This is a genomic window from Albidovulum sp., assembly GCF_041919395.1.
In the GTDB taxonomy this organism is placed as follows: Bacteria; Pseudomonadota; Alphaproteobacteria; order Rhodobacterales; family Rhodobacteraceae; genus Albidovulum.
Window position 1 is genome coordinate 17891 of the sequence record NZ_JAYRTX010000015.1, and the last position, 21729, is coordinate 39619.

Genomic DNA, 21729 nt, shown 5'->3' on the forward strand with positions numbered 1-21729 from the left:
GCGGCTCAGTAGAGCCGCCCGCCGAGCGGCACCTCCTGACCCGGCCCGATCAGCACAACCTCGCCATCCTCGTCCGGCACGCCGAGCACCAGCACCTCGGACATCACCTTGCCGATCTGCCGGGGCGGGAAGTTCACCACGGCGAGCACCTGGCGGCCGATCAGGCCCTCGGGCGTATAGTGCCGGGTGATCTGCGCAGAGGACCGTTTCTCGCCGATCTCGGGACCGAAATCGACCCAGAGCTTGAAGGCGGGCTTGCGCGCCTCTGGAAATGGTTCGGCCCGCGTGATCCGGCCGACGCGCACATCGACTTTCAGGAATTCGTCGAAGCTGATGGTCATTTTCCCAGTTCCCGGCCCCGTTCCGCCGCCGCATGGACGGCTTCCTTCAGAAGCGCCGGGAAGCCCCGGTCCTCGTCCATCAGCACCTTCAGCGCCGCCGCCGTCGTGCCGCCGGGCGAGGTCACGTTGACACGGAGTTGCGACGGTCCCTCCTCCGCCGCCTCGGCCAGCGCCCCCGCACCTGCGACCGTGGCCTTCGCGAGCCGCATGGCGAGCGCCTCCGGCAGCCCCTCCGCCGCGCCCGCGGCGGCGAGCGCCTCGATCAGGTGAAAGACATAGGCCGGGCCCGAGCCCGATACCGCGGTGACCGCGTCCATCTGGTGTTCGCCCTCCAGCCGGACGACCTGCCCTACGGCCAAGAGCAGTGCCTCGGCCAGCGCCAGATGCGCCTCGGTCGCCCGCGCGTTGCCGCAGATCGCGGTGATTCCGCGACCGATGGCGGCCGGCGTATTGGGCATGGCGCGCACGATCGGCGTCGTCGCCCCGAGCGTCGCTTCGTAGCTGGCAATCGTCGTTCCCGCCGCGACCGAGAGGAAGAGCGTCCCTCCACCGCCGAACCCGGCAAGCCCCGGCAGCGCCGCGGCCATCATCTGCGGCTTGACGGCGATGAGCACGATGGCAGGGCCGGGCGGAAGCGGGCCGTCCAGATGCACGCCCTGCGCCCTGAGCCAATCCGAAGGATGGGGTTCGCGTACCCATACGCTCTGTGCCGGCAGCCCGCCCTTGAGCCAGCCCGCCAGCATTGCCGAACCCATCTTGCCGCAGCCCAGAAGCACCAGCCCCCGGTCCCGCAGATCGCCCATGTCCATTGTCGCCTCCATCTTCGCGCGGGCGAAGATGACCGATACGTCGGCCGAGGGAAACCCCGTCCGACGCCTCCGTCAGGCGCGACCGTAGGCGCGGCCCATGGCCACGTCCAATGCCTTTTCGGGCCTGTCGTCGCCCCAGCAGACGAGCTGGAAGGCCGGGTAGAAGCGCTCGGCCGCCGTCACCGCGTCGGAGATCATCCGGTCGATCTGTTCGGGCCCGGCGATGTGTCCCCCGGCGAGGCCAAGCCCGTAGCGCCAGACCATCAGCCGCTGCTCGCGCCAGAAGGCGAAGGCGCCGCACCAGACCATGTCGTTGGTGCGGTTCAGCGTCTCGTAGAGCGCGGGCAGCCGTTCCTCGGGCGGGTCCATCTCGAAGGTGCAGATGAGCCGGAGCGTCTCGTCATAGCCCGACCAGGCGAGCGTGATCGAATAGGTCCGCCACTGGCCCTCGACCGCCATGGCGATCTGGTCGTCGGTCACCCGGTCGAAGTGCCATTCGTGGTGTTCGGCGAGCGTCTCGACGATGTCGATGGGGTGCAGGTCGTCGCTGTCGAGGAAGCTGTCGGTAACTGCCATGCCCGGCCTCTGTCCTTCTGGCCCCAGGCAGGCCGCAGCCTACAAGGGGCTGGGTGAGCTACAAGGTCCGGCGCTTGCCCGACGCCGCCCTACCCCATATGGTGTAGGCAGATCCCGGGCCTGTAAAGCGAAATCTTGGGCCCCGGCGGGCCGGGAACGCAATTCCCTGTGGACAGATCAACCGGTGGCGGTCAATCGGCGGGCGCCTCACGGGCCGGTCAGTCCTTGGACTTGCCGCCGCGCCCGGTGTTCGGAAGGGGTGCCGCCGCTTCCAGCGCGGCGAGCCGCGCCTTCAGCGCCTCGTTTTCCTCGCGCGCCTTCTGCGCCATGGCGCGCACCGCCTCGAATTCCTCGCGCGTCACGAAATCGCGGTCGGCGAGCCAGCGGTCCATCCAGGACTTCATCGCCGTCTCGGCCTCGGTCCGGGCGCCCTGCGCCACGCCCATCGCGCTGGTCATGAGTTTCGACATGTCGTCGAAGAACTTGTTCGGACCGCTCATCGCGCGCCTCCATTCCGGCCGTTGCCCTCGCCGCCTATATGCGCGGCGCGAGGCGAAAGCTCAAGGTTGACTCTGTCGCGGGCAAAGGCTCTGAGAGGCGGCAAAGGAGTGACGATGCAGGCCGCGATCCCCTTCCCCGACATTTCCTCCGAAGTCTTCTCGATCGAGCTTTTCGGCGCCCATCTGGCGCTCCGGTGGTATGCGCTGGCCTATCTCGCGGGGCTCTTCGGGGGCCTCCTCGTGATCCGGCGCCTCCTGCGCCGGCCTGCGCTCTGGCCGGGGAACGTGGCCCCGATGGCACCCGAGCGCGCCGACGACCTGCTGACCGCGATCATCCTCGGCGTGATCCTCGGCGGGCGGCTCGGCTTCGTGCTCTTCTACCAGCCGCTCTACTACCTCGCGCATCCCCTTGAGATCGTGAAGGTCTGGGAAGGCGGGATGTCGTTCCACGGCGGGTTCCTCGGCGTCCTCGTCGCCGGGCTCTGGTTCGCCCGCAGAAACGGCGTCCCGGCGATGCAGCTTTCCGACGCCATGGCGCTCGTCGCGCCAATCGGGCTTTTCTTCGGCCGGATCGCCAACTTCGTGAACGCCGAGCTCTGGGGGCGGCCGACGGACCTGCCCTGGGGCGTGATCTTCCCGGGCCTGGATGCGCAGGACTGCCCAGGAATCATCCCCGGCCTCTGCGCCCGCCACCCTAGCCAGCTTTACGAGGCCGGGCTCGAGGGGCTCGCGCTCGGCCTTCTCCTCTGGCTCCTCGTCCGAAGGGGCGCGCTGAAACGGCCGGGGATTGTCACCGGCGTCTTCCTCATGGGCTACGGTGCCGCCCGCTTCGCGGTGGAGTTCGTGCGCCAGGCCGACGCGCAGTTCATCACCCCTGACAACCCGCTCGGCCATGCCCTGCAAGTCGGCGGCTTCGGCCTCTCCATGGGCCAGATCCTGTCCTTGCCGATGATCCTCGCGGGGCTCTGGTTCATCGGCAAGGCGCGGCGGGCATGACGCCCCTCGGCCGTCTGCTCGCCCGTCGCATCGCACTCGATGGGCCGATTCCGCTGTCGGACTACATGGCCGAATGCCTCCTGAACCCGTCGCACGGCTACTACGCGACGCGCGACCCCTTCGGCGCGGCAGGCGACTTCACGACCGCGCCCGAGATCAGCCAGATGTTCGGCGAGCTTGTCGGCCTCTGCCTCGCCCAGTGCTGGCTCGACCAGGGCCGCCCCGAGCCGTTCGCTCTGGCAGAGGTGGGGCCGGGGCGGGGCACGCTGATGGCCGACATGCTGCGCGCGATGCGCTCGGTGCCCGGAATGCTCGCGGCCGCAAAGGTCCATCTCGTCGAAGCCTCGCCCGCGCTCCGTGCCCGCCAGGCGAGGGCCCTGACAGGCTTGGCGCCGGAGTGGCACGACCGGGTCGAGGGTCTGCCCGATCTGCCGCTTTTCCTTGTAGCCAACGAATTCTTCGACGCCCTGCCGATCCGCCAGTTCGAACGCCGGGGCACGGGCTGGGCCGAGCGGATGGTGACCTTGCGCGCCGACCGCCTCGCCCCCGGCCTCGGCCCGGTGACGCCCTACCCCGCGCTCAGACATCGCGTAGCCGAAACCTGCGAAGGCGACGTGGTGGAGACCTGTCCGGCCGCCGCTGCAATCGCCGGCGAGATCGGCCGGCGCGTCGCCCGGCGCGGCGGCGCGGCGCTGGTCGTCGACTACGGCGGCTGGCGCTCGCTCGGCGACACGTTCCAGGCGCTGAAGGGCCATGCGCCCGCCGATCCCTTCGCAGAGCCCGGCGAGGCCGACCTGACGGCGCATGTGGATTTCCAGGCTCTCGCGCTTGCCTTCGCGGCCGAGGGCGCGGCCGTCACCGCCATGACCCCGCAGGGGGTCTTCCTCGAACGGCTGGGAATCGCAGCCCGCGCGGAGGTCCTCGCCCGAGGGCTGGCAGGGGAGCCGCTTCGCACCCACCTCGCCGCGCATCGCCGCTTGACCCATCCCGACGAAATGGGACAGTTATTCAAGGTGATTGCCGCCTACCCCCAGGGTGAAGCCCCGCCGCCAGGACTGGACCCCGCCGGATGACGCTGGAAATCCTGACCCACGACGCCCTCGTCCCGCTCCGGCACGGGTTCTTCACCCGCCGCGGGGGCGCGTCCTCCGGCATCTTCACCGGACTCAACTGCGGGCCCGGCTCCTCGGACCTGCGCGAGGCGGTGGCGATCAACCGCGAGCGGGTGGCCGAGGCGCTGGGGCTGACACCGCGCGCGCTCGTCGGCGTGCATCAGGTCCATTCGCCCGATGTGGTCACGGTGACGGAACCGTTTGACGCACCGGTCAGGGCAGACGCCATGGTGACGACCGTGCCCGGCCTTGCGCTGACGGTGCTGACGGCGGACTGCCAGCCGGTCCTCTTCGCCGATACCGTCGCCGGCGTGATCGGTGCGGCACATGCCGGCTGGCGCGGCACGCTCGCCGGTGTGCTCGAGGCCACGCTCGACGCGATGGAGGTGCTCGGCGCGCGCCGGGACGAGACGGTGGCGATCATCGGGCCGACGATCAGCCAGCGCGCCTATGAGGTCGGACCGGAATTCCTCGACGCCTTTCTGGACGAGGACCCGAGCTACGCGCGCTTTTTCGCCGGCGGCAATGGCGACCGGGCACATTTCGACCTGCCCGCCTTCGGGCTTCATCGCCTGCGCGAAGCGGGCGTGGGCCTTGCCGAATGGACCCGCCACTGCACCTATTCCGACCCGGACCGGTTCTTTTCCTTCCGCCGCTCGGTCCACCGCCACGAGGCCGACTACGGCCGGCTGATTTCGGCGATCCGGCTCTAGCGTCTGTGCCTGGGCGTCTCGCAACCTGTTGATCCCGTTTGCGTCTCTTCCTTTCCGCCCGCCGGGAGAGCCATCGCATCTGCCCTGAAATCACCCGACTTGCCGCCCAATCCTTGCCGCAATGCCCGCTAGAATGGGCCCGTCCGATCACAGAGTCGGAACCTTCAAAGGCCCGCAAGAGGCCATGATCGAGGCAAGGAGCAGTCAGATGAAGCCGGTACGCCGCTGGATGAAATCGGTCCTGGTGGAAAGCGCGAAGCCCGGGGTCACCCTACCCTGGCAGCGTGGCGCCCGCCCAACCGCCATCCGCCGTCCGAAACCCCAGCGCGCGCCCGGCCTGCCCGCCCGCAGCTGACGTCCTTCGCCTCTCCCCTGCGACGCGCGCACTGGCCCCAAGGCCCCGCGCGTCCCGCCACTGGCGGACCGGCTGCCCCCCCCCGAGGCCGGTCCGCCGGACTTCCCCCAGGGGGACTCCTGTCCGGCCCGGAGGCCCCCTGATTCGGCACCCCGACCACCACGGAAAACTTCCCAATGCGTTAACGCCGCCGCCTTGTCGCTTGCTGCGGGACAAAGCGGGGCCCGCGACCCGCGATTGTCCGGCACCAGCTTCAAATCATCGCCAGCCTTTGACAGATGGCCGGGAAGTCCGCAGATTGTCTCCCATAGTCTATCTGCATTTAAGGGGTGGGGGCTCCGCAGATGTGTTAGACCGAAAGGCTGTTCGCGTGTCGTACCCTCATGTGCCCATTGGCCGTCTGTCGACGGATGTTTTCAATTCCCCCGTTCCGCATTCCCGGACCCTTCCCCAACCCGCCCCTGCCGATCCCGGGCCGCTGCGCAGCACGCCGCTGACCCGGCGTTACGAGATCGCCTATCTCGACGCCGAGGGGCGTTTCGAAACCTGCACCCGGCTCGCTCCGGCTATCCCGGAGTTCGAGGAGGCATTTTCCGCCTTCGCGCGGGGCACCGTGATCGCGACGACCGAAGGCCCCGTGGCAGTCGAGGACCTCGTCCCGGGGATGGAGGCGCTGACCGCCGAGGGTCGCGCCGAACGCATCACGTGGATCGGCTCGATGACGCTCTTTCCCCAGCGGGCGATGCCGGGCATGCCGCGCTCGACGCTCACGCGGATCACGGCGGATGCCTTCGGCGTCGGCAGGCCGATGCCCGACCTCGTGCTCGGCCCCCGTGCCCGCATCCTTGTCCGCGACGCGCGCTGCCGCTTCGCCACCGGCGTCGAGGCGGCCTATGCGCCTGCCTGTGCCTTCGCCGACGGCGTGTCCATCATCGAGGTTTCGCCGGTGGCGGCGCTTTCGGTCTTCCACATTGTGCTGGAACGCCAGGGCTCGATCCGCGCCGCCGGGCTCGAGATCGAAAGCTTCCATCCGGGCGCGCGCATGTCCGACGGGTTCGATCCGCAGGTTGCGCAGGTCTTTCTGACGCTCTTCCCGCACATGCGCTCCATCGCCGACTTCGGCGCCCTCGCCCATCCGCGGATGACCGCGGCCGAGGTGGAGGCGGCACTGCACGCCTGAGACGCGGCGCGGCGCTCTGGGACCCGGCCTCAGGCGCTGCGCCCCAGCCTCGCTTCGAGCACCTCGAAGGGCACGCCCGGCTTGTCCTTGGCGCAACGAATGACGAGGCTCGTCTTCACGCTCGCCACGTTCGGCGCCGAAGTGAGGTCTTCCGTCAGGAAGGTCTGGAAGGTCGAAAGATCGGGCGCCACGCATTTCAGGATGAAGTCGATCTCGCCGTTGAGCATGTGGCATTCGCGGACCAGCGGCCAGTTCCGGCAACGGGTCTCGAAGGCGGACAGGTCGGCCTCGGCCTGGCTGTGGAGACCGACCATTGCAAAGACCTGCACCTCGAACCCAAGCTCGCGCGGGTTGACGTCGGCGTGGTAGCCACGGATATAGCCGGCCTCCTCGAGGGTGCGGACGCGGCGCAGGCACGGCGGGGCCGAGATGCCGACCCGGCGGGCAAGCTCGACATTGGTCATGCGGCCGTCGTCCTGCAACTCGGCAAGGATCTTGCGGTCGATCTCGTCGAGTCTGTTGGCGGCCATCTTGCGTCTCCCGAATTTGCGCGGAACTTATCCGGCGGACCCGGCGCGCGCAATATTATTTCAGATTCACGCAAGATTTTGGCCCGAAGATTCCGCGAGCCCCCCCGCCTGCTGCCGGGTCGGCAGAGCCGCGCGCCCGGCGCCGGCGCCGCATCCCTCAGCCTCGCCCTTTCCTCGGCGTGGAAGCCCGACTATATCGCCCCTGTGACGGCAAGGGGGATCGGCCATGGGCGAGACGCGGCATACAAAGGTTCTGATCATCGGCTCCGGCCCGGCCGGCTATACCGCTGCGGTCTATTCGGCCCGTGCGATGCTGAACCCGGTCCTCGTCCAGGGCATCCAGCCCGGTGGCCAGCTCACCATCACCACCGAGGTCGAGAACTGGCCCGGCGACACCGAGGTGCAGGGGCCCGACCTGATGGTGCGGATGGAGGAACACGCCCGCGCCATGGGCGCCGAGGTGATCTCCGACCACATCTCCACGCTCGACCTCTCGAAGCGGCCCTTCACCGCAGAGAGCGACTCCGGCACGATCTATACGGCGGATGCGGTCATCCTCGCCACCGGCGCGCAGGCGAAGTGGCTGGGAATCCCGTCGGAGGAGAAATTCAAGGGCTTCGGTGTTTCGGCATGCGCCACCTGTGACGGGTTCTTCTATCGCGGCAAGGAAGTGGTGGTGATCGGCGGCGGCAACACGGCGGTCGAAGAGGCACTGTTCCTGACCAATTTCGCGTCGAAGGTGACCGTGGTCCACCGCCGCGACAGCTTCCGCGCCGAGAAGATCATGCAGGACCGGCTGTTCAGGAACCCGAAGATCGAGGTCCTCTGGAACCATACGGTCGAGGAAATCCTCGGCACCGAGGCGCCCCTGGGCGTCACCGGCGTGCGGGTGAGGAACGTGCAGAGCGGCGCAGAAAGCATCCTGCCCTGCGACGGCTTCTTCGTGGCGATCGGCCATGCGCCGGCCTCCGAACTCGTGAAGGACCAGGTGGAGCTTCACAACGGCGGCTACGTGAAGGTGCGGCCGGGAACGACCGAGACCTCGATCCCGGGCGTTTTCGCGGCGGGCGACCTGACAGACCATGTGTACCGCCAGGCCGTGACCTCTGCGGGAATGGGCTGCATGGCAGCACTCGACGCCGAACGCTGGCTGGCGGCGGCCGAGCAACCGGCGGCCGCGGCGGCGGAATAGCCCGAGGGCGCGGCGTCGCCTATGCGGCCCGCGCCGGTCGCACCCGGCTCAACGGGCCGAGGTTCAGCCAGGCCGGCAGGGCATCGCGCGCCGCGCGGCTGCCCAGCGCCTCGAGCCTGCCCTCGGCGAGTGCGCGGGCAAGGGGCAGGTCACCCCGGTAGACCCGGATGAAATCCTTAACCGTCGCGGACAGGTAAAGGTCGGTCTCGCCGCCCGGATCGTCGACGCAGAGCTGGCAACGGCCATCCTCGTTCAGGTACCACCAGACTGCCTTGTGCTGCGGCTGATCGGTGAATTCGATCCTGACGACGGCGCGACGGCCGAAGGCATCGGCGCGCGCGCTCCGTTCGATCCCCCAGAGAAGCAGGTCCACGTCGGCCTCGCCTGCGGCAAGCTCACGCCGTGCCCAGCGCTGTCCCCAGACACCCATCGCCTCGATGATCGGGGTGAATTCGGCACCCGCCTCGGTCAGGTGGTAACCCTGCGTGCGCCCCCGGCCGCGACGCTCCAGTATCCCCTCGCGCTGCAACTCTCGCAGCCGTTGCGACAGCAGCGTCGGCGACATCATCGGGACGCCACGCTGGATCTCCGAGAAGCGGTGTGCGCCCCAACTGATGTTCCGCAGGATAAGCGCATTCCACCGTGGACAGAAGATCTCGGCCGCCTTGGCGACGGGGCAGAATTGTCCGTAGCGACGCATGTTGCCTCCTGCTCCGGGGACGATAGGCGCGACCGACAAAGGCATTCTACTCCAGAATCCGGACTATCGGGTAGCGCAGCGCGAAGGGAGGATTTTGGGGGCAGGAGAGGAGGACCCCATGACAGACCTTGACAGAACCGGTGCCGGTCAGGTCACCCCGTCCGCCGCCGAGGTCTATGACCGCGCATTCGTCCCGGCCCTCTTCGGCCCCTTCGCGGCGATGCTCGTGGAGGCGATGGACCTGAAGCCGGGCGAGCGGATTCTGGACGTGGCCTGCGGAACCGGCGCCGTTGCCCTGGCGGCAGAGCGGCGCTGCGGCCCGGGCAGCCCCATCGCCGCAGTGGACATCAATCCCGGCATGCTCGCCGTGGCGCGCCGCAAGTCATCCGCGATCGCCTGGCGGGAAGCCGCAGCCGAGGCGCTTCCCTTCGGCGACCATGTGTTCGACGCGACCCTCTGCCAGTTCGCGCTGATGTTCCTTGCGGACCGGACCCGCGCCTTGCGCGAAATGGCCCGGGTGACGCGGCCCGGCGGGCGGATCGGCCTGACCGTGTTCGAAAGTGTCGGCGACTCGCCAGCCTATGATCGCCTCGTCCCGCTCGTCGGCGAGATCGTCGGCCCGGCAGCGGCGGAGGCGCTGGCCGCGCCCTTCTGCCTTGGCGGGCCGGCGGCCGTCACCCGGGAGCTCGCGGCCACCGGCCTTGCGGCGGATGAGGTTCGCCCCTTCATGGGAACGGTGCGCCACCCCTCTCTCGACGCCTGGCTCGATACCGAGATCGGCGGCTGGACCCTCGCCGAGATGGTCTCCAGGGACGCGCTCGCGCGGCTCAAGACGGCGGCGCGGACCGTGCTCCGGGACCACATCCGCCCCGATGGCCGGGTTGCCTTCCCCGCGGCGGCGCGCCTCGTGATCGTTCGCCGCTGAGCGCGCCCCGCGCTACGGCACGGCGTCGCCAGTTTCCGCCGGGCTGGCGACAATGCCTGCCCTGCCCCGGGATTTCCTGCGATGGCCCCGGGGTCGCGCCGCCTTTCGGCGGCCGCGACTTGAATTCTGCCGCATTTCGGGGCTATCCGCGCGCGGGACGGCGGCACGTCGACCGCCAAGCCAAGCCAGAGGTCAGATTGCCGATGTCGCTGCCGAATCTTGCTCCGATCCCGGAACTTTATGTCTCCTACGACTCCGCCCAGAAGCTGAAGCACGAGGCCGGGGATCTTCCGTCCTGGGACCTGAGCCCCCGCCAGATCTGCGATCTTGAGCTTCTGATGAACGGCGGGTTCCATCCGCTGAAGGGATTCCTGACCGAGGCGGACTATGACTGCGTCGTGGACACGATGCGCACGGCCTCGGGCGCGCTCTGGCCGATCCCGGTCACGCTCGACGTCAGCGCGAAGTTCGCCGAGGGGGTCGAGCCCGGCCAGGACATCGCGCTCCGCGATCAGGAAGGCGTGATCCTCGCCATCCTCTCGGTCACCGACAAATGGGTGCCGGACAAGGTGCGCGAGGCGGAAAGGGTGTTCGGCGCCAACGATCTCGCCCATCCGGGGGTGAATTACCTGCACCATGTCGCGGGTCCGGTCTATCTCGGCGGGCCGGTGACGGGAATCCAGCCGCCCGTCCACTACGACTTCAGGGGCCGCCGCGACACGCCCAACGAACTGCGCGCCTACTTCCGCAAGCTCGGCTGGCGCAAAGTCGTGGCCTTCCAGACCCGCAATCCGCTGCACCGCGCGCATCAGGAGCTGACCTTCCGCGCCGCGCGCGAGGCGCAGGCGAACCTCCTGATCCATCCGGTCGTCGGCATGACGAAGCCCGGCGATGTCGATCACTTCACCCGCGTGCGTTGCTACGAGGCAGTCCTCGACAAGTATCCGTCGGCGACCACGACGATGAGCCTTCTCAACCTCGCCATGCGCATGGCCGGCCCGCGCGAGGCGGTGTGGCACGGGCTCATCCGCAGGAACCACGGCTGCACCCATTTCATCGTCGGCCGCGACCACGCCGGCCCCGGCAAGAACAGCCGAGGCAAGGACTTCTATGGCCACTACGAGGCGCAGGAGCTCTTCAAGAAGCACGAGGCGGAGATCGGGATCGAGATGGTCGACTTCAAGCACATGGTCTATGTGCAGGAAAAAGCGCAGTATTTCCCCGCAAACGAAGTGCCTGACGGTGGGACCGTACTGGATATCTCGGGCACCGAACTCCGCCGTCGCCTGCGCGAGGGGCTGGATATCCCCGACTGGTTCAGCTTCCCCGAGGTCGTGGCAGAGTTGCGCCGGACGTCGCCGCCCCGGTCGAAACAGGGCTTCACGGTGTTCTTCACCGGCCTTTCGGGCTCGGGCAAGTCCACCATCGCGAATGCGCTCATGGTCAAGCTGATGGAGATGGGCGGGCGCCCGGTGACGCTCCTGGACGGCGATGTGGTGCGCAAGCACCTCTCCTCGGAACTCGGCTTCTCGAAGGAGCACCGCGACATCAACATCCGCCGCATCGGCTACGTCGCGTCCGAAATCACCAAGAACGGCGGCATCGCAATCTGCGCGCCGATCGCGCCCTATACCGCGACGCGCCGGGCGGTGCGCGAAATGGTCGAGGCCTTCGGCGCCTTCATCGAGGTGCACGTCGCCACCAGCGTCGAGGAATGCGAACGGCGCGACCGCAAGGGGCTCTACAAGCTCGCGCGCGAGGGCAAGATCAAGGAATTCACCGGCATCTCCGACCCCTACGAGGTGCCCGAGAACCCGGAGCTTCGCGTCGAGACCGAGAATGCCGAGGTGGACAACTGCGCCCATCAGGTGATCCTCAAGCTGGAACAGATGGGCCTGATCCGCGCCTGACCGCCGGAATACCCCACGGCGCCCGACCCATCCCGGCCGGGCGTTTGGTCTTTACTTCGGACCCCAAGCGCGTATATGGGCCGGGCCTTTCGGAACGGAGCGGAACGGTGGCACACAAGGTCTTCATCGATGGGGATGTCGGCACGACGGGTCTGCAGATCCGCGAGCGACTGGAACGTCGCGAAGACGTCTCGCTCGTCCGCATCGACCCTGCGCTGAGGAAGGATATTCCCGCCCGCCTTGCCGCCTTTGCCGAGGCCGAGGTGGCGATCCTCTGCCTGCCCGATGCGGCGGCGAAGGAGATCGTCGCGGTCTCGGACGACGCCGGCCTCGCGACACGGATCATCGACGCCTCCACCGCCCACCGCACCCATCCCGACTGGTGCTTCGGCTTCGCCGAGATGGCGTCCGGCCAGCGCGACGCGATCCGCACCGCGGCGCGGCTGACGAATCCCGGCTGCTGGTCCACCTGTGCCATCGCGCTGATCCGCCCGCTGGTCGATGCCGGCTTGATCGACCCCGCGCATCCCCCGGCCATCTCTGGCGTCTCCGGCTATTCCGGGGGCGGCAACGCGATGATCGAGGAGTTCGAATCCGGCGCCGTGCAGGGTTCGTTCCTCTATGGCGCGGCGCAGGGTCACAAGCACCTGCCCGAGATCACCCGCTACGCCCGCCTCGCGCGTCCGCCAGTCTTCGTGCCCTCCGTCGGGCAATATGCGCAGGGCATGGCCGTCGCGGTGCACCTTGAACTCGGCACCGGGGGGATCGCCCGCGCCGAGGAGGCGCTGCGGGCGCATTATGCGGGCGAGTCCTTCGTGGCGGTGGTCCCCGCCGAAGCCCACGAACCGCGCGTCTGGCCGCAGGCGCTCAATGGTACCAACCGGATGGAACTTTCGGTCCACGGCAACCGCGACACCGGGTCGGCGGTCCTGATCGCAGTGCTCGACAACCTCGGCAAGGGCGCATCGGGTGCGGCGGTGCAGAACCTGAACCTGATGCTCGGCCTCAACGAGGGCGCAGCGCTCTGAGCGCGCGGCAAACGCGGGGACCCCGGCGTGCCGCCGGGATCCCCTTTCGGTCTCAGTGGGTGTTCTAACCCGTGCGCTTCATGCGGTCCATCAAGCCGTCCTTCAGAACGAACTGATGGTAGAGCGCCCCAACGACATGCAGGATCACCAGTGCGATGCCAAGGTTGAACGTCACTTCGTGGACCTCGCCCGCCGCATCGACGCCACCGAACCAGGCCATGAGGCCCGAGACGGGGATCAGCAGCAAGAGCGCGTAGAGCCCCAGATGGGTAAGTTTGGCGATCAGGTCCGTTACGGGATGTCCGCCGGCAGGCAGGTCGGGCGCGCCGCGGGTCAGCCGTATCGCCACCCTGACGAGCGCAAGGACGAGGATCGCCACCCCGATCCAGACGTGCGCGGCGGCCGTCGTGCCGAAGGCATCCCGACCCTCGTGAATCGCGTACCACGCGGCCTTCATCTTGTCGCTACTGACATAGCTCACCCCCAGCAGGAGGAGGATACCCCAGTGAAGCGCGATCTGCGTGCGGCTGTATCCGGTCACATTCGTCATCTTTCCCTCGTGTCTTGCCAGAACGGCGGCCCCTCTTGCCGCCGATGAATCACACGCAGTTGCAAGGGCTTTCCGTCGCCGGTCAATGCAACCGCAGTTGCGGACGGCGTGTCAGTGCACGCTCACCGGCGCCATGTCGTTCTGCCGCGCGAGGATGAAGGCCAGCCTGCGGTCCTTGACGAGCGCGAGGCGCTCGCCGCCGGCGTCGTGCAGGGCATAGAGGGTATCGAGCCCCATCGCCTGCGCCCGGATCTCCTCCGGCAGGTCGGCCACGGCGACCTCGCGCACATACACGATGCGCTCGCCGGTCTCCGGCCCGAAATCGTATCTCGTATCCATGCCCGTTTCTCCTTACCCCTTGGTGATGCGGATCGTCTGCACCACCTTCTCCGGCACCGCCCGGACGAGGTCGATGTGGAGAAGCCCGTTTTCCAGCCGGGCGCCATCGACCTCGACGCCCTCGGCAAGCACGAAGCTGCGCTGGAAGGCGCGGGCGGCGATGCCCCTGTGCAGGAAGATGCGGCCTTCGTCCGCGTCCTCCGCCTGGCGGCCGCGGATCATCAGCTGGCGGTCCTCCACCGTGATCGCGATGTCGCCGTCGCGGAATCCGGCCACCGCGAGCGTAATGCGGAAGCCGTGTTCGGACGACTGCTCGATGTTGAAGGGAGGATAGCCGTCGTTCCCGCTTTTCGCGGTGCGTTCGACGAGCCTTTCGAGCTGATCGAAGCCCAGCAGGAAGGGATGGGCGGCGAAGGTCAGTTTCGTCATCTCAGGCCATGTCCTCGGCATCAAGCGACATTGCGTCAAGGCCCCCGTCCGGGCGGCCCTTGCGGAGAATATGGAGCGTCGACTGCATCCCGACAAGACGGGGCACGTGAAAAGCTTCCCGCATTCACGGGGACTTGCTATCCTTCGCCACCACCGGAACATCCGACTCATGGCCAGCGACGAGATGAACGCCCATCTGGAAATGGACCCGACAGAAGTCCTGCGCGTCAAACTCGAAGTGTTGCGGCAGGAGCACCGCGACCTCGACGAGGCAATCCACCTCATGGAAGCCTCGGGGCGGTCCGACCAGCTCACGCTCCGGCGACTGAAGAAGCAGAAGCTGCGCCTCAAGGATCAGATCGCGCGGATCGAGGACATCCTCACACCCGACATCATCGCCTGACGCCGCCTTGCGCCGGGGGGCCTGCCGGCTATAGTGCGCGCGCATTTGCAGCGCGCGCGGAGGCGGCATGAGCGTGAAGGTCGGCATCATCATGGGGTCGCAGTCCGACTGGCCCACGATGCAGGAGGCGGCGGCGGTTCTCGACGAACTCGGCGTGGCCTACGAGGCGAAGATCGTCTCGGCCCACCGCACGCCGGACCGGCTCTGGGCCTACGGCCGCTCGGCGGTGGAGCGGGGTCTTCACGTCATCATCGCCGGCGCCGGCGGCGCCGCACATCTGCCCGGGATGATGGCCTCGAAGACCCGGGTGCCGGTGATCGGCGTGCCGGTTCAGACGAAGGCGCTTGCGGGCGTGGACAGCCTCTATTCCATCGTCCAGATGCCTAAGGGCTACCCCGTCGCGACCATGGCCATCGGCGCGGCCGGTGCGGCAAATGCGGGCCTGATGGCCGCGGGCATCCTCGCGCTGTCCGACCCCGCGCTCGCCACCAGGCTCGACGCCTGGCGAGGCGCCCTGTCCGCCTCGATCCCCGAAGAGCCGCAGGATGACTGAGCCGCTGCCCCCCGGCTCCACCATCGGCATCCTCGGCGGCGGCCAGCTTGGCCGGATGCTGTCGGTCGCCGCGGCCCGGCTCGGCTACCGGACGCACATCTTCGAACCGGCGGCAAATCCGCCCGCGGGCGACGTCGCCCACGCGGTCGCGACTGCACCCTACGAGGACCACGAGGCGCTCGCCAGCTTCGCCCGTGCAGTCGATGTCGTCACCTACGAATTCGAGAACGTCCCCACCTCGGCGCTCGACGCCCTGGAGGCGCTGCGCCCGATCCACCCGAACCGCCGCGCGCTGGCGGTAAGCCAGGACCGGCTCACCGAAAAGACCTTCCTGAGCGGCATCGGGCTTCTGACCGCGCCGTTCGCGGCGGTGGGGGGGGCCGCCGACCTCGACCGCGCCATCGCGGCCATCGGCTGCCCGGCGATCCTGAAGACCCGCCGGCTCGGCTACGACGGCAAGGGCCAGGTGCGGCTCGCGTCCGCCTCCGATGCCGCGGCGGCGCTCGCGGCGATGGCGGGCGCGCCGGCAATCCTCGAAGGCTTCGTGGCCTTCAGCCACGAGGTCTCCGTCATCGCCGCGCGGGGCCGCGACGGCGCGGTGGCCGCCTATGATCCCGGGGAGAACGTCCACCGCGAGGGCATCCTGCGCACCACGACTGTGCCCGCCCGGCTGACCGAGGCGCAGCGGACCGACGCGGTGCTTCTGGCCGCGCGCATCCTCACCGCGCTCGACTACGTCGGCGTCATGGGGGTGGAGCTTTTCGTGACCCCGGCGGGCCTCGTCGTGAACGAGATCGCGCCCCGCGTCCACAACTCCGGCCACTGGACGCAGAACGGTTGTGCGGTGGACCAGTTCGAGCAGCACATCCGCGCGGTCGCCGGCTGGCCGCTGGGCGACGGCAGCCGCTTCGCCGACGTGGTGATGGAGAACCTGATCGGCGACGACATCCGGGACGTGCCGGCCATCGCCCGCGAGAAGGATGCAGCACTCCACCTCTACGGCAAGGCCGAGGCGCGCGAAGGCCGCAAGATGGGCCATGTGAACCGGATCGTCCGGCGGACCTAGACCGCGGCCGCCTACGGCAACACCCGCCGCACGGCCTCCAGATAGGTCAGGCCGTGGTCGAACCGGCCATGGGCGAGGAATTCCAGCACCTCGGCCACGACGAGCGGGTTGTTCATAAGGAAGGTATGCGTCACCGGCAGCACGATATGGTCGCGCATCCCGCCGATGCGCGTGCTCGCGACGCTGACCTTGCCATCGTCGGCGCCCTCGATCACAGCCGAGTAGATCGGGTTGAGCGAGCGGTCGCCCGCGATCACGCCGAGGTCGAACTGGACCGCCGGCAGCGTGTTGGGCGTGGCATCGGGCCCGGTGCCAAGCTCAAGCCCCGCCGGGCCGTTCAGCCAGCGGAAGGGGCCGAGGTCGCCGAAGGCGTCCACCAGTTCGGACCCGTGGTTGGGCGGCGCCAGCATCACCACGCGCCCCATGGCCTCGGGCCGGTTTTCGGCGAGCCACGCGCGGGCGAGGATGCCGCCCATCGAATGGGTGACGAAATGCAGGGTCTCCCCCGCCCCACAGCGGGCGACCTGGGGCCCGACGTGGTCGCGCACGAGTGCCTCGATCCCCGCCGCGGTCGAGGGATAGCCGTCGTTGACGACCGTGTATCCGGCGCGGAGGAGCGCGGACTCCATCAGGAAGAACGAGGCCTCGCTGCGCGCGAGCCCATGGAGGAGGACGACGCAGTCGGCGCGCGCCGCAGGCGCGGCGGCGAAGAGGCAAAGCACAAGGAGCGTTCTCAACATGGCCAAGACATAGGCAGGCCGCGCGCCGCAGGCGAGTCCCTTGTCCTTCGTCCGCCGCTTCGTCACTCTGGCCGCATGAAACCCCGTTCGCCCCGCCTGGCCACCCGCGCGATCATCGTCGAGGATGGCCGCCTTCTCCTGGTCAACGCCTATCCGGGCAACCGCTCGGACCTCTGGGGCGCGCCGGGCGGCGGAGCCGAGCCGGGCTACTCGCTGCCCGACAACCTCCGCCGCGAGGTGCACGAGGAATGCGGCCTCGAGGTGGAGGTCGGGCCGCTCGCGCTCGTCAACGAGTTCCACGACCCGAAATCCGGCTACCATCAGGTCGACCTTTTCTTCCGCTGCCGGGTCATGCGCGGCGCGCTCGACCCCGCCTGGCGCGATCCCGCCGGCATCGTCCATACCTGCCGGTTCTTCGCCCCGGCGGAACTGTCGGCGATCCGGCTGAAGCCGGACAGCCTGCCCCGGATCGCCTTCGCGCCCGGCGCGCCGGTATTCTACGACCCCTTGGAGGAGATCGTGCCATGAGCCGCGCCTTCGTGAAGGAGGACGGGCCGGATACCGAACCCCTGCCCGACCTGCCGCTGTCGCCGCATCCGAATTACGTGACGCCGCGCGGCCTGCAGGCGCTGCGCGAGCGGCTGGCTGCGACCCAGGCCGAGCTTCTGCGGCTGAAGGCGCGGGCAGACCGGCTGGACCGGCTGCCGGAAAAGGCCGCCGAACGCGACATCCGCTATGTCGAGGCTCGGCTCGCCTCGGCGATCCCCGTGGATCCGGCCACCCAGCCGCAGGGCGAGGTCGCCTTCGCCACCTGCGTCACGGTCGCCGACGAGGAGGGCCGCGAGACCGCCTACGAGATCGTCGGCGAGGACGAGGCGGACGCGACCCGGAACCGGATCGCGCCGCAGTCGCCGCTCGCCCGCGCGTTGCTCGGCGCGCGCGTGGGCGATTGGGTGGAGTGGCGCCGGCCGGCCGGAACGGTGGCGCTGGAGGTGATCGCCATCGCGCCCCTGCCATGCTGATCCGCGCGCTCGATCCCGGAACCGACGTTCCGCTTGTCGAGGCACTCTATGCCGAGGCGGCGGACTACTGGCTGCTGGCCGACCGGGCGCCCCCCGACCGCGCGAAGGCCGAGGCCTTCTTCACCGACACCCCGCCGGGTGCCGATGCCGCCCGGTCCCACCGGCTCGGGCTCTTCGTCGAGGGGCGGCTTTCCGGCGTGGCGGAACTGTCCTTCGGCTTTCCCGAGCCTGCCGATGCCTATCTCGGACTGATGATCCTCGCGCCGCGGCTGCGCGGGAAGGGGTACGGGGCGCGGTTCCTCGCCCATCTCGAGGCGCTCGCCCGGCAGATGGGCGGGCCACGGCTCTGTCTGGGAGTGCTGGAGGCCAACCCGCGCGGTCGGGCGTTCTGGCAGCGCGAGGGCTTCGTCGCGACCGGGGTCACGCGCCACGACGCCGGGACCGGACATGACATCCGCCGCTTCGTCAAGCCGCTCTGACCGCGGGATCAGGCGCGCCGCGGCATCGTCGCGAGCGCGACCCCCCCGAGGACGAGCGCGGAGGCGATGACGAACCGGAGCGTCAGCGCCTCGCCGAGGAACGCCATGCCGCCGGCAAGCGCGATCACCGGCACGGTGAGCTGCGCCACCCCGCCCCGCGCCGCGCCTAGGTCGGGCAGGACCGCATACCAGAGCGCGTAGCCGAGACCCGATGTCAGCGCCCCGGAGACGACGGCGAGAAAGAGCCCCGCGGCCCCGGCCGTCGGCGCCGCCGCGCCGGGCAGGAGCGCCAGCGCAAGCCCCCCGACCGGCACGGCGAGGAGGAAGTTCCACGCCGTCGCGCCGAGAGGGTCGCGCGTGCCACGGGCGGAGAGCGAATAGACGCCCCAGCCGACCCCTGCCGCGGCCATCAGCGCCGCGTGGGTAGGGTGTTCCGCCGCTTCGGACCCCGGCGAGAGAAGGTAGGCGAGGCCGAGGAAGGCGACCGCCGCACCGATCCAGCGCCGCGCGGGAACGGCCTCGCGCGAGACGAACGCACCCGCGAACATCGTGATCTGCACCATCCCGAAGAGGACGAGCGCCCCGGTGCCGGCGTCGAGCCCGCCATAGGCGAGCGAGAAGCCGAAGAGGTAGACGAGAAGTGCCCCCGCCCCCGCGACCCTGCCCCGCCACCCCGGCCACATCGCCTGCCCGGTGCGGCCGCGCCGGAGCAGGATCAGGATGCCGAGCATCCCCGCACCCGCCACCAGCCGCACGACGGCGAACTCCACGGCGCCGATGTTGCCGCCGCCCACCGCCGCCCGGTTCAGGACGGAGTTCGCGGCGAAGGCCGTCATCGTCAGGGCGGTAAGCAGGAAGAGACGCATCAGGGTTCCCCGGTGCACTGATGCTTCGCCGCGTCCGTGGGTCGCGCCGGGCAAGGGCGATGCCCGGGTCGGGCGCCACGGCTCGTGCCGCAGGCCGGAGACACGTCAGCCTGCCCCGTGCCGGGCAGCCTTGAACGGCAGAATCCCGTCAATGTCAGCGTTGTCTTCCTTGGGAAACCAATGATCCATGGTGCGGATCAGGCGCGGGTCGCCGGACAGGAACAGGCGCCCCTCCTCGATCTCGCGGGCAATCGACGTGCGGCCCAGCATGATCGCGGCCATCGAGACGGTCGTCGTCTCGACGTACAGATCGACGTCCGCCCCGGGATCGGAGGCGCAGAGTTCGATCTCCGCCCCGGGCTGCGCCACCAGCCAGTAGCAATCGTAGTCCGAGACGACGCCGGCGAAATGGAAACGGATGACCACGCGGCGCGGCGGCAACTCCGCGACGTTCACATAGCGCCGTGCCCCCCACATCATGGCCGACAGGTTGGGCTCGCCAACCGCGATTTCCGCCTCGATGTTGCGCTGCGCCCATTGCGCCAGCGCACTCAGCGCCGGCTCGAGCTCGATCGCCTTGGCGGTGCGGAAATAATCGACGCTCCCGCTGGCGTGGTCCTCGACCCGCTCGACCGGCCCCGCGTCCTCCATCTCCTTCAGCCGCCGCGACAGCAGCGAGGGCGAGATATGGCCGACGCCCCTGCGGATGTCGTTGAAGCGGCTGGAACCGGCCCACATCTCGCACAGGATCTGCATGGTCCAGCGGGGCTCCAGATGCTCGCAGGCCTTCGAGATCGGGCAGATGATACCGTAGGGCTTGCCAGGCATGCGCGCCGCCTCCCGCAAGCAGTGTAGGCACGGCCGGTGCCCCGATCCAGTCCACATTCTGTATCGGGTTCGATCCAGTCGCGTGACTGGCCGGATAACTCGGCGCGGCCGCACGATCGGCACCGGAGCAAGCCGCTCATGGAGGCTTCGCGATGCACCGCCGTCGTACATCCAATGCCCCGCGATCCGCCAGCCAACTGCCCCCTTTCGGAGGCGCCGGCTGGCTCGTGTCCGTCCTGAGCGAGCCGGGACGCGGGCCGGCCATCCGACCAGAACCGGACCTGCGTTCGGCCGCGTCGCCCGCGGGCATCGTCCCGCCCGGTGACGGCACCGACTTGGCGCCTCCGCAAAGGCTTGCCGTCCGGGCCGCAAGCTGGCTGGCCACCGTCCTCCGGACCCGGTGCGCCGGCGGATAGTGCCACGTAGCGGCCGAGGGCGGTCGGGCACGTCCGGCATCGCACGGATCGACGGGAGCGGGGCCGCGCGGTTCGCACCGAAGAATTCCCACGGCAGAGGCTGTCAGAGCGGCGCCCGCGCTTTCTGCCGCAGCATCAGCACCCCTTCGGCCCGGCTGTAGTCGCTCAGATGCAGCCAGCGGTTCATCGTCCGCGCGAGCAGCGCGTCGCCGCTGAGAAACAGGGACCCGGCTTCCTTTTCGCGCGCAATCGTGGTGCGGCCGAGGATGATCGAGGTCAGCGACAGGACGCCGGACTCCACGAAGAGATCGACATCGAGCTTTGGGTCCGAACAGCACAACTCGATCTCGGCGTCGGGCGACGCAATCATCCAGTAGGTATCGTACTCCGAGGCTGCATCAGGGAAATGGAACCGCATCACGACCCGGCGCCGGGGCAGTGCGTCCCGGACGATCCACCGGCGCATCTTCCACATCAGGGAAGACAGGTTCGGCTCGCAGATCGCCACCTCTGCCTCGATGTTGCGCTGCGCCCAGACGGCGAGCGCATTCATCGCGGGTTCGAGGTCGATGGCACTGTCCGTGCGGATATAGTCGACCACCCCCGTCGCCCGGTCCTCGATCCGCTCGATCAGTCCCTTGGCCTCCATCTCCTTGAGCCGGCGGGAGAGAAGGCCGGGAGAGATGTTGCCGATCCCACGGCGGATATCGTTGAACCGGCTGGCTCCGGCCCACATCTCGGACAGGATCTGGAGCGTCCAGCGCGGCTCCAGATACGCGCAGGCGTGGGTTATCGGGCAGATGATGCCGTAAGGCTTCCGCGCCATGGAGCGCCTCCCTTGCTTGCCCGAGGGTAAGCGTGCCGCCCTCGCACGGTCCAGTTCACAATGTGTATCGGCGGCGCTTCCTTCCGGGCACTACGGCTCCGGGCCATGCGGCTGGCATCCTCCGATCGCAATCGACACCCCAACGGAGGCGACGATCATGGAACAGGTGCTGACGGTGGCGCATATCGGCGCCGCAAAGGCGGGCCGCACCTTCGGAATCCTCGACCGGCTGGCACGGCGGATCTCCGTCGTGATCTCCCGCAGCCGTTCGCGGCGCGGAATCATGCGGCTTTCAGACAGGGATCTTCGCGACATCGGGGTCATGCGCACAAACCTCGGACCGGC

29 protein-coding genes are annotated in these 21729 nt (G+C 68.9%); 16 read left to right on the plus strand and 13 right to left on the minus strand.

Annotated elements, in window-relative coordinates; genetic code table 11:
* Positions 1-5 precede the first annotated feature (5 nt).
* The 4 genes from ACMUOO_RS04500 to ACMUOO_RS04515 form a co-directional block, all read right to left on the minus strand.
* Positions 6-341, minus strand: coding sequence for a tRNA-binding protein (locus tag ACMUOO_RS04500; protein ID WP_301919572.1), 336 nt, complete (start codon positions 339-341; stop codon positions 6-8).
* Entirely contained in the window at positions 338-1150 is an 813-nt protein-coding gene (gene proC, locus ACMUOO_RS04505) for a pyrroline-5-carboxylate reductase (protein WP_301919573.1), read from the minus strand. The genes ACMUOO_RS04500 and proC overlap by 4 nt, the downstream gene beginning before the upstream one ends.
* Before the next feature lie 72 nt (positions 1151-1222).
* Complete coding sequence (locus tag ACMUOO_RS04510) at positions 1223-1726, minus strand: YbjN domain-containing protein (RefSeq protein ID WP_301919574.1); 504 nt, start codon at positions 1724-1726, stop codon at positions 1223-1225.
* A 218-nt stretch (positions 1727-1944) separates the two neighbouring features.
* The gene (locus ACMUOO_RS04515; protein WP_301919575.1) at positions 1945-2226 is read right to left on the minus strand and encodes an accessory factor UbiK family protein; all 282 of its coding nucleotides are present in this window, start codon (positions 2224-2226) and stop codon (positions 1945-1947) included.
* A gap of 114 nt (positions 2227-2340) precedes the next feature.
* Between ACMUOO_RS04515 and lgt the strand changes: the two genes are divergently transcribed.
* From lgt to ACMUOO_RS04540, 5 genes are all read left to right on the plus strand, one after another.
* Positions 2341-3222 (plus strand): prolipoprotein diacylglyceryl transferase, encoded by an 882-nt coding sequence (gene lgt / locus ACMUOO_RS04520; RefSeq protein ID WP_301919576.1) that lies wholly within the window; start codon positions 2341-2343, stop codon positions 3220-3222.
* Positions 3219-4295, plus strand: a complete 1077-nt coding sequence (locus ACMUOO_RS04525) for a class I SAM-dependent methyltransferase (RefSeq protein WP_413854893.1) — start codon at positions 3219-3221, stop codon at positions 4293-4295. Before lgt ends, ACMUOO_RS04525 begins: the two co-directional genes overlap by 4 nt.
* Positions 4292-5047: a peptidoglycan editing factor PgeF gene (gene pgeF, locus ACMUOO_RS04530; RefSeq protein ID WP_301919578.1), complete on the plus strand. Its 756-nt coding sequence runs from the start codon at positions 4292-4294 to the stop codon at positions 5045-5047. The genes ACMUOO_RS04525 and pgeF overlap by 4 nt, the downstream gene beginning before the upstream one ends.
* Before the next feature lie 208 nt (positions 5048-5255).
* Positions 5256-5402 carry a hypothetical protein gene (locus ACMUOO_RS04535; protein ID WP_301919579.1) on the plus strand — a complete coding sequence of 49 codons (147 nt, stop codon included), beginning with the start codon at positions 5256-5258 and terminating at the stop codon, positions 5400-5402.
* Positions 5403-5772: 370 nt separating this feature from the next.
* Entirely contained in the window at positions 5773-6582 is an 810-nt protein-coding gene (locus ACMUOO_RS04540) for a Hint domain-containing protein (RefSeq protein ID WP_413854894.1), read from the plus strand.
* Between the two features lie 29 nt (positions 6583-6611).
* Here ACMUOO_RS04540 and ACMUOO_RS04545 read toward each other — a convergent pair whose 3' ends face one another.
* Positions 6612-7112: an Lrp/AsnC family transcriptional regulator gene (locus tag ACMUOO_RS04545; protein ID WP_301919581.1), complete on the minus strand. Its 501-nt coding sequence runs from the start codon at positions 7110-7112 to the stop codon at positions 6612-6614.
* Positions 7113-7338: 226 nt separating this feature from the next.
* On the opposite strand from ACMUOO_RS04545, the gene trxB reads away from it, so the two are divergent.
* Complete coding sequence (gene trxB, locus ACMUOO_RS04550) at positions 7339-8304, plus strand: thioredoxin-disulfide reductase (RefSeq protein ID WP_301919582.1); 966 nt, start codon at positions 7339-7341, stop codon at positions 8302-8304.
* 19 nt (positions 8305-8323) lie between these two features.
* On the opposite strand, the gene ACMUOO_RS04555 is transcribed toward trxB, so the two are convergent.
* The gene (locus ACMUOO_RS04555) at positions 8324-9004 is read right to left on the minus strand and encodes a winged helix-turn-helix transcriptional regulator (RefSeq protein ID WP_301919583.1); all 681 of its coding nucleotides are present in this window, start codon (positions 9002-9004) and stop codon (positions 8324-8326) included.
* A gap of 118 nt (positions 9005-9122) precedes the next feature.
* Between ACMUOO_RS04555 and ACMUOO_RS04560 the strand changes: the two genes are divergently transcribed.
* The 3 genes from ACMUOO_RS04560 (at position 9123) to argC (ending at position 12867) form a co-directional block, all read left to right on the plus strand.
* A complete protein-coding gene (locus ACMUOO_RS04560; RefSeq protein WP_301919584.1) occupies positions 9123-9929 on the plus strand; it encodes a methyltransferase domain-containing protein in 807 nt (268 codons plus the stop codon).
* Between the two features lie 203 nt (positions 9930-10132).
* Positions 10133-11839 carry a bifunctional sulfate adenylyltransferase/adenylylsulfate kinase gene (locus tag ACMUOO_RS04565; RefSeq protein WP_301919585.1) on the plus strand — a complete coding sequence of 569 codons (1707 nt, stop codon included), beginning with the start codon at positions 10133-10135 and terminating at the stop codon, positions 11837-11839.
* A 107-nt stretch (positions 11840-11946) separates the two neighbouring features.
* Complete coding sequence (gene argC, locus ACMUOO_RS04570) at positions 11947-12867, plus strand: N-acetyl-gamma-glutamyl-phosphate reductase (RefSeq protein WP_301919586.1); 921 nt, start codon at positions 11947-11949, stop codon at positions 12865-12867.
* 64 nt (positions 12868-12931) lie between these two features.
* Here the strand turns inward: argC and ACMUOO_RS04575 are convergent, their stop codons facing one another.
* The 3 genes from ACMUOO_RS04575 to ACMUOO_RS04585 all read right to left on the minus strand — a co-directional run bounded on the left by ACMUOO_RS04575 (position 12932) and on the right by ACMUOO_RS04585 (position 14185).
* The gene (locus ACMUOO_RS04575) at positions 12932-13417 is read right to left on the minus strand and encodes a cytochrome b (protein WP_301919587.1); all 486 of its coding nucleotides are present in this window, start codon (positions 13415-13417) and stop codon (positions 12932-12934) included.
* A 111-nt stretch (positions 13418-13528) separates the two neighbouring features.
* Positions 13529-13756 carry a DUF1150 family protein gene (locus tag ACMUOO_RS04580; protein ID WP_301919588.1) on the minus strand — a complete coding sequence of 76 codons (228 nt, stop codon included), beginning with the start codon at positions 13754-13756 and terminating at the stop codon, positions 13529-13531.
* A gap of 12 nt (positions 13757-13768) precedes the next feature.
* Positions 13769-14185 carry an Hsp20 family protein gene (locus tag ACMUOO_RS04585; protein ID WP_301919589.1) on the minus strand — a complete coding sequence of 139 codons (417 nt, stop codon included), beginning with the start codon at positions 14183-14185 and terminating at the stop codon, positions 13769-13771.
* Between the two features lie 184 nt (positions 14186-14369).
* Between ACMUOO_RS04585 and ACMUOO_RS04590 the strand changes: the two genes are divergently transcribed.
* The 3 genes from ACMUOO_RS04590 to ACMUOO_RS04600 all read left to right on the plus strand — a co-directional run bounded on the left by ACMUOO_RS04590 (position 14370) and on the right by ACMUOO_RS04600 (position 16207).
* Entirely contained in the window at positions 14370-14588 is a 219-nt protein-coding gene (locus ACMUOO_RS04590) for a YdcH family protein (RefSeq protein ID WP_301919659.1), read from the plus strand.
* Between the two features lie 67 nt (positions 14589-14655).
* Positions 14656-15141, plus strand: coding sequence for a 5-(carboxyamino)imidazole ribonucleotide mutase (gene purE / locus ACMUOO_RS04595; protein WP_301919590.1), 486 nt, complete (start codon positions 14656-14658; stop codon positions 15139-15141).
* Positions 15134-16207, plus strand: a complete 1074-nt coding sequence (locus ACMUOO_RS04600; protein ID WP_301919591.1) for a 5-(carboxyamino)imidazole ribonucleotide synthase — start codon at positions 15134-15136, stop codon at positions 16205-16207. Before purE ends, ACMUOO_RS04600 begins: the two co-directional genes overlap by 8 nt.
* 11 nt (positions 16208-16218) lie before the next feature.
* Here the strand turns inward: ACMUOO_RS04600 and ACMUOO_RS04605 are convergent, their stop codons facing one another.
* Positions 16219-16947 carry an alpha/beta hydrolase gene (locus ACMUOO_RS04605; RefSeq protein ID WP_301919660.1) on the minus strand — a complete coding sequence of 243 codons (729 nt, stop codon included), beginning with the start codon at positions 16945-16947 and terminating at the stop codon, positions 16219-16221.
* A 75-nt stretch (positions 16948-17022) separates the two neighbouring features.
* Between ACMUOO_RS04605 and ACMUOO_RS04610 the strand changes: the two genes are divergently transcribed.
* From ACMUOO_RS04610 to ACMUOO_RS04620, 3 genes are read left to right on the plus strand one after another with little or no spacing between them, the layout of a single operon-like run.
* Positions 17023-17475: an NUDIX domain-containing protein gene (locus ACMUOO_RS04610; RefSeq protein WP_301919592.1), complete on the plus strand. Its 453-nt coding sequence runs from the start codon at positions 17023-17025 to the stop codon at positions 17473-17475.
* Positions 17472-17969 carry a GreA/GreB family elongation factor gene (locus tag ACMUOO_RS04615; protein ID WP_301919593.1) on the plus strand — a complete coding sequence of 166 codons (498 nt, stop codon included), beginning with the start codon at positions 17472-17474 and terminating at the stop codon, positions 17967-17969. The genes ACMUOO_RS04610 and ACMUOO_RS04615 overlap by 4 nt, the downstream gene beginning before the upstream one ends.
* On the plus strand, positions 17963-18448 hold the full coding sequence (locus ACMUOO_RS04620) for a GNAT family N-acetyltransferase (protein ID WP_301919594.1): 486 nt from the start codon (positions 17963-17965) through the stop codon (positions 18446-18448). Before ACMUOO_RS04615 ends, ACMUOO_RS04620 begins: the two co-directional genes overlap by 7 nt.
* An 8-nt stretch (positions 18449-18456) precedes the next feature.
* On the opposite strand, the gene ACMUOO_RS04625 is transcribed toward ACMUOO_RS04620, so the two are convergent.
* From ACMUOO_RS04625 to ACMUOO_RS04635, 3 genes are all read right to left on the minus strand, one after another.
* Positions 18457-19314: a DMT family transporter gene (locus tag ACMUOO_RS04625; RefSeq protein WP_301919595.1), complete on the minus strand. Its 858-nt coding sequence runs from the start codon at positions 19312-19314 to the stop codon at positions 18457-18459.
* 105 nt (positions 19315-19419) lie between these two features.
* On the minus strand, positions 19420-20142 hold the full coding sequence (locus tag ACMUOO_RS04630) for a winged helix-turn-helix transcriptional regulator (protein WP_301919596.1): 723 nt from the start codon (positions 20140-20142) through the stop codon (positions 19420-19422).
* Positions 20143-20661: 519 nt separating this feature from the next.
* The gene (locus tag ACMUOO_RS04635) at positions 20662-21384 is read right to left on the minus strand and encodes a winged helix-turn-helix transcriptional regulator (RefSeq protein WP_301919597.1); all 723 of its coding nucleotides are present in this window, start codon (positions 21382-21384) and stop codon (positions 20662-20664) included.
* 157 nt (positions 21385-21541) lie between these two features.
* On the opposite strand from ACMUOO_RS04635, the gene ACMUOO_RS04640 reads away from it, so the two are divergent.
* The coding region (locus ACMUOO_RS04640) for a hypothetical protein (protein ID WP_413854895.1) at positions 21542-21729 on the plus strand (188 nt) is incomplete at its 3' end.

Bases quoted from the DNA above. Each gene is read 5' to 3' on its own strand.
- purE (WP_301919590.1), top strand. From the start codon at position 14,656: ATGAGCGTGAAGGTCGGCATCATCATGGGGTCGCAGTCCGACTGGCCC.
- ACMUOO_RS04565 (WP_301919585.1), top strand. From the start codon at position 10,133: ATGTCGCTGCCGAATCTTGCTCCGATCCCGGAACTTTATGTCTCCTAC.
- ACMUOO_RS04605 (WP_301919660.1), bottom strand. From the start codon at position 16,947: ATGTTGAGAACGCTCCTTGTGCTTTGCCTCTTCGCCGCCGCGCCTGCG.
- ACMUOO_RS04630 (WP_301919596.1), bottom strand. From the start codon at position 20,142: ATGCCTGGCAAGCCCTACGGTATCATCTGCCCGATCTCGAAGGCCTGC.
- ACMUOO_RS04635 (WP_301919597.1), bottom strand. From the start codon at position 21,384: ATGGCGCGGAAGCCTTACGGCATCATCTGCCCGATAACCCACGCCTGC.
- ACMUOO_RS04620 (WP_301919594.1), top strand. From the start codon at position 17,963: ATGCTGATCCGCGCGCTCGATCCCGGAACCGACGTTCCGCTTGTCGAG.
- ACMUOO_RS04600 (WP_301919591.1), top strand. From the start codon at position 15,134: ATGACTGAGCCGCTGCCCCCCGGCTCCACCATCGGCATCCTCGGCGGC.
- ACMUOO_RS04625 (WP_301919595.1), bottom strand. From the start codon at position 19,314: ATGCGTCTCTTCCTGCTTACCGCCCTGACGATGACGGCCTTCGCCGCG.
- ACMUOO_RS04545 (WP_301919581.1), bottom strand. From the start codon at position 7,112: ATGGCCGCCAACAGACTCGACGAGATCGACCGCAAGATCCTTGCCGAG.
- ACMUOO_RS04575 (WP_301919587.1), bottom strand. From the start codon at position 13,417: ATGACGAATGTGACCGGATACAGCCGCACGCAGATCGCGCTTCACTGG.
- ACMUOO_RS04585 (WP_301919589.1), bottom strand. From the start codon at position 14,185: ATGACGAAACTGACCTTCGCCGCCCATCCCTTCCTGCTGGGCTTCGAT.
- ACMUOO_RS04515 (WP_301919575.1), bottom strand. From the start codon at position 2,226: ATGAGCGGTCCGAACAAGTTCTTCGACGACATGTCGAAACTCATGACC.
- ACMUOO_RS04555 (WP_301919583.1), bottom strand. From the start codon at position 9,004: ATGCGTCGCTACGGACAATTCTGCCCCGTCGCCAAGGCGGCCGAGATC.
- ACMUOO_RS04615 (WP_301919593.1), top strand. From the start codon at position 17,472: ATGAGCCGCGCCTTCGTGAAGGAGGACGGGCCGGATACCGAACCCCTG.
- ACMUOO_RS04500 (WP_301919572.1), bottom strand. From the start codon at position 341: ATGACCATCAGCTTCGACGAATTCCTGAAAGTCGATGTGCGCGTCGGC.
- ACMUOO_RS04535 (WP_301919579.1), top strand. From the start codon at position 5,256: ATGAAGCCGGTACGCCGCTGGATGAAATCGGTCCTGGTGGAAAGCGCG.
- trxB (WP_301919582.1), top strand. From the start codon at position 7,339: ATGGGCGAGACGCGGCATACAAAGGTTCTGATCATCGGCTCCGGCCCG.
- ACMUOO_RS04510 (WP_301919574.1), bottom strand. From the start codon at position 1,726: ATGGCAGTTACCGACAGCTTCCTCGACAGCGACGACCTGCACCCCATC.
- pgeF (WP_301919578.1), top strand. From the start codon at position 4,292: ATGACGCTGGAAATCCTGACCCACGACGCCCTCGTCCCGCTCCGGCAC.
- lgt (WP_301919576.1), top strand. From the start codon at position 2,341: ATGCAGGCCGCGATCCCCTTCCCCGACATTTCCTCCGAAGTCTTCTCG.
- ACMUOO_RS04610 (WP_301919592.1), top strand. From the start codon at position 17,023: ATGAAACCCCGTTCGCCCCGCCTGGCCACCCGCGCGATCATCGTCGAG.
- proC (WP_301919573.1), bottom strand. From the start codon at position 1,150: ATGGACATGGGCGATCTGCGGGACCGGGGGCTGGTGCTTCTGGGCTGC.
- ACMUOO_RS04525 (WP_413854893.1), top strand. From the start codon at position 3,219: ATGACGCCCCTCGGCCGTCTGCTCGCCCGTCGCATCGCACTCGATGGG.
- ACMUOO_RS04580 (WP_301919588.1), bottom strand. From the start codon at position 13,756: ATGGATACGAGATACGATTTCGGGCCGGAGACCGGCGAGCGCATCGTG.
- ACMUOO_RS04560 (WP_301919584.1), top strand. From the start codon at position 9,123: ATGACAGACCTTGACAGAACCGGTGCCGGTCAGGTCACCCCGTCCGCC.
- ACMUOO_RS04590 (WP_301919659.1), top strand. From the start codon at position 14,370: ATGAACGCCCATCTGGAAATGGACCCGACAGAAGTCCTGCGCGTCAAA.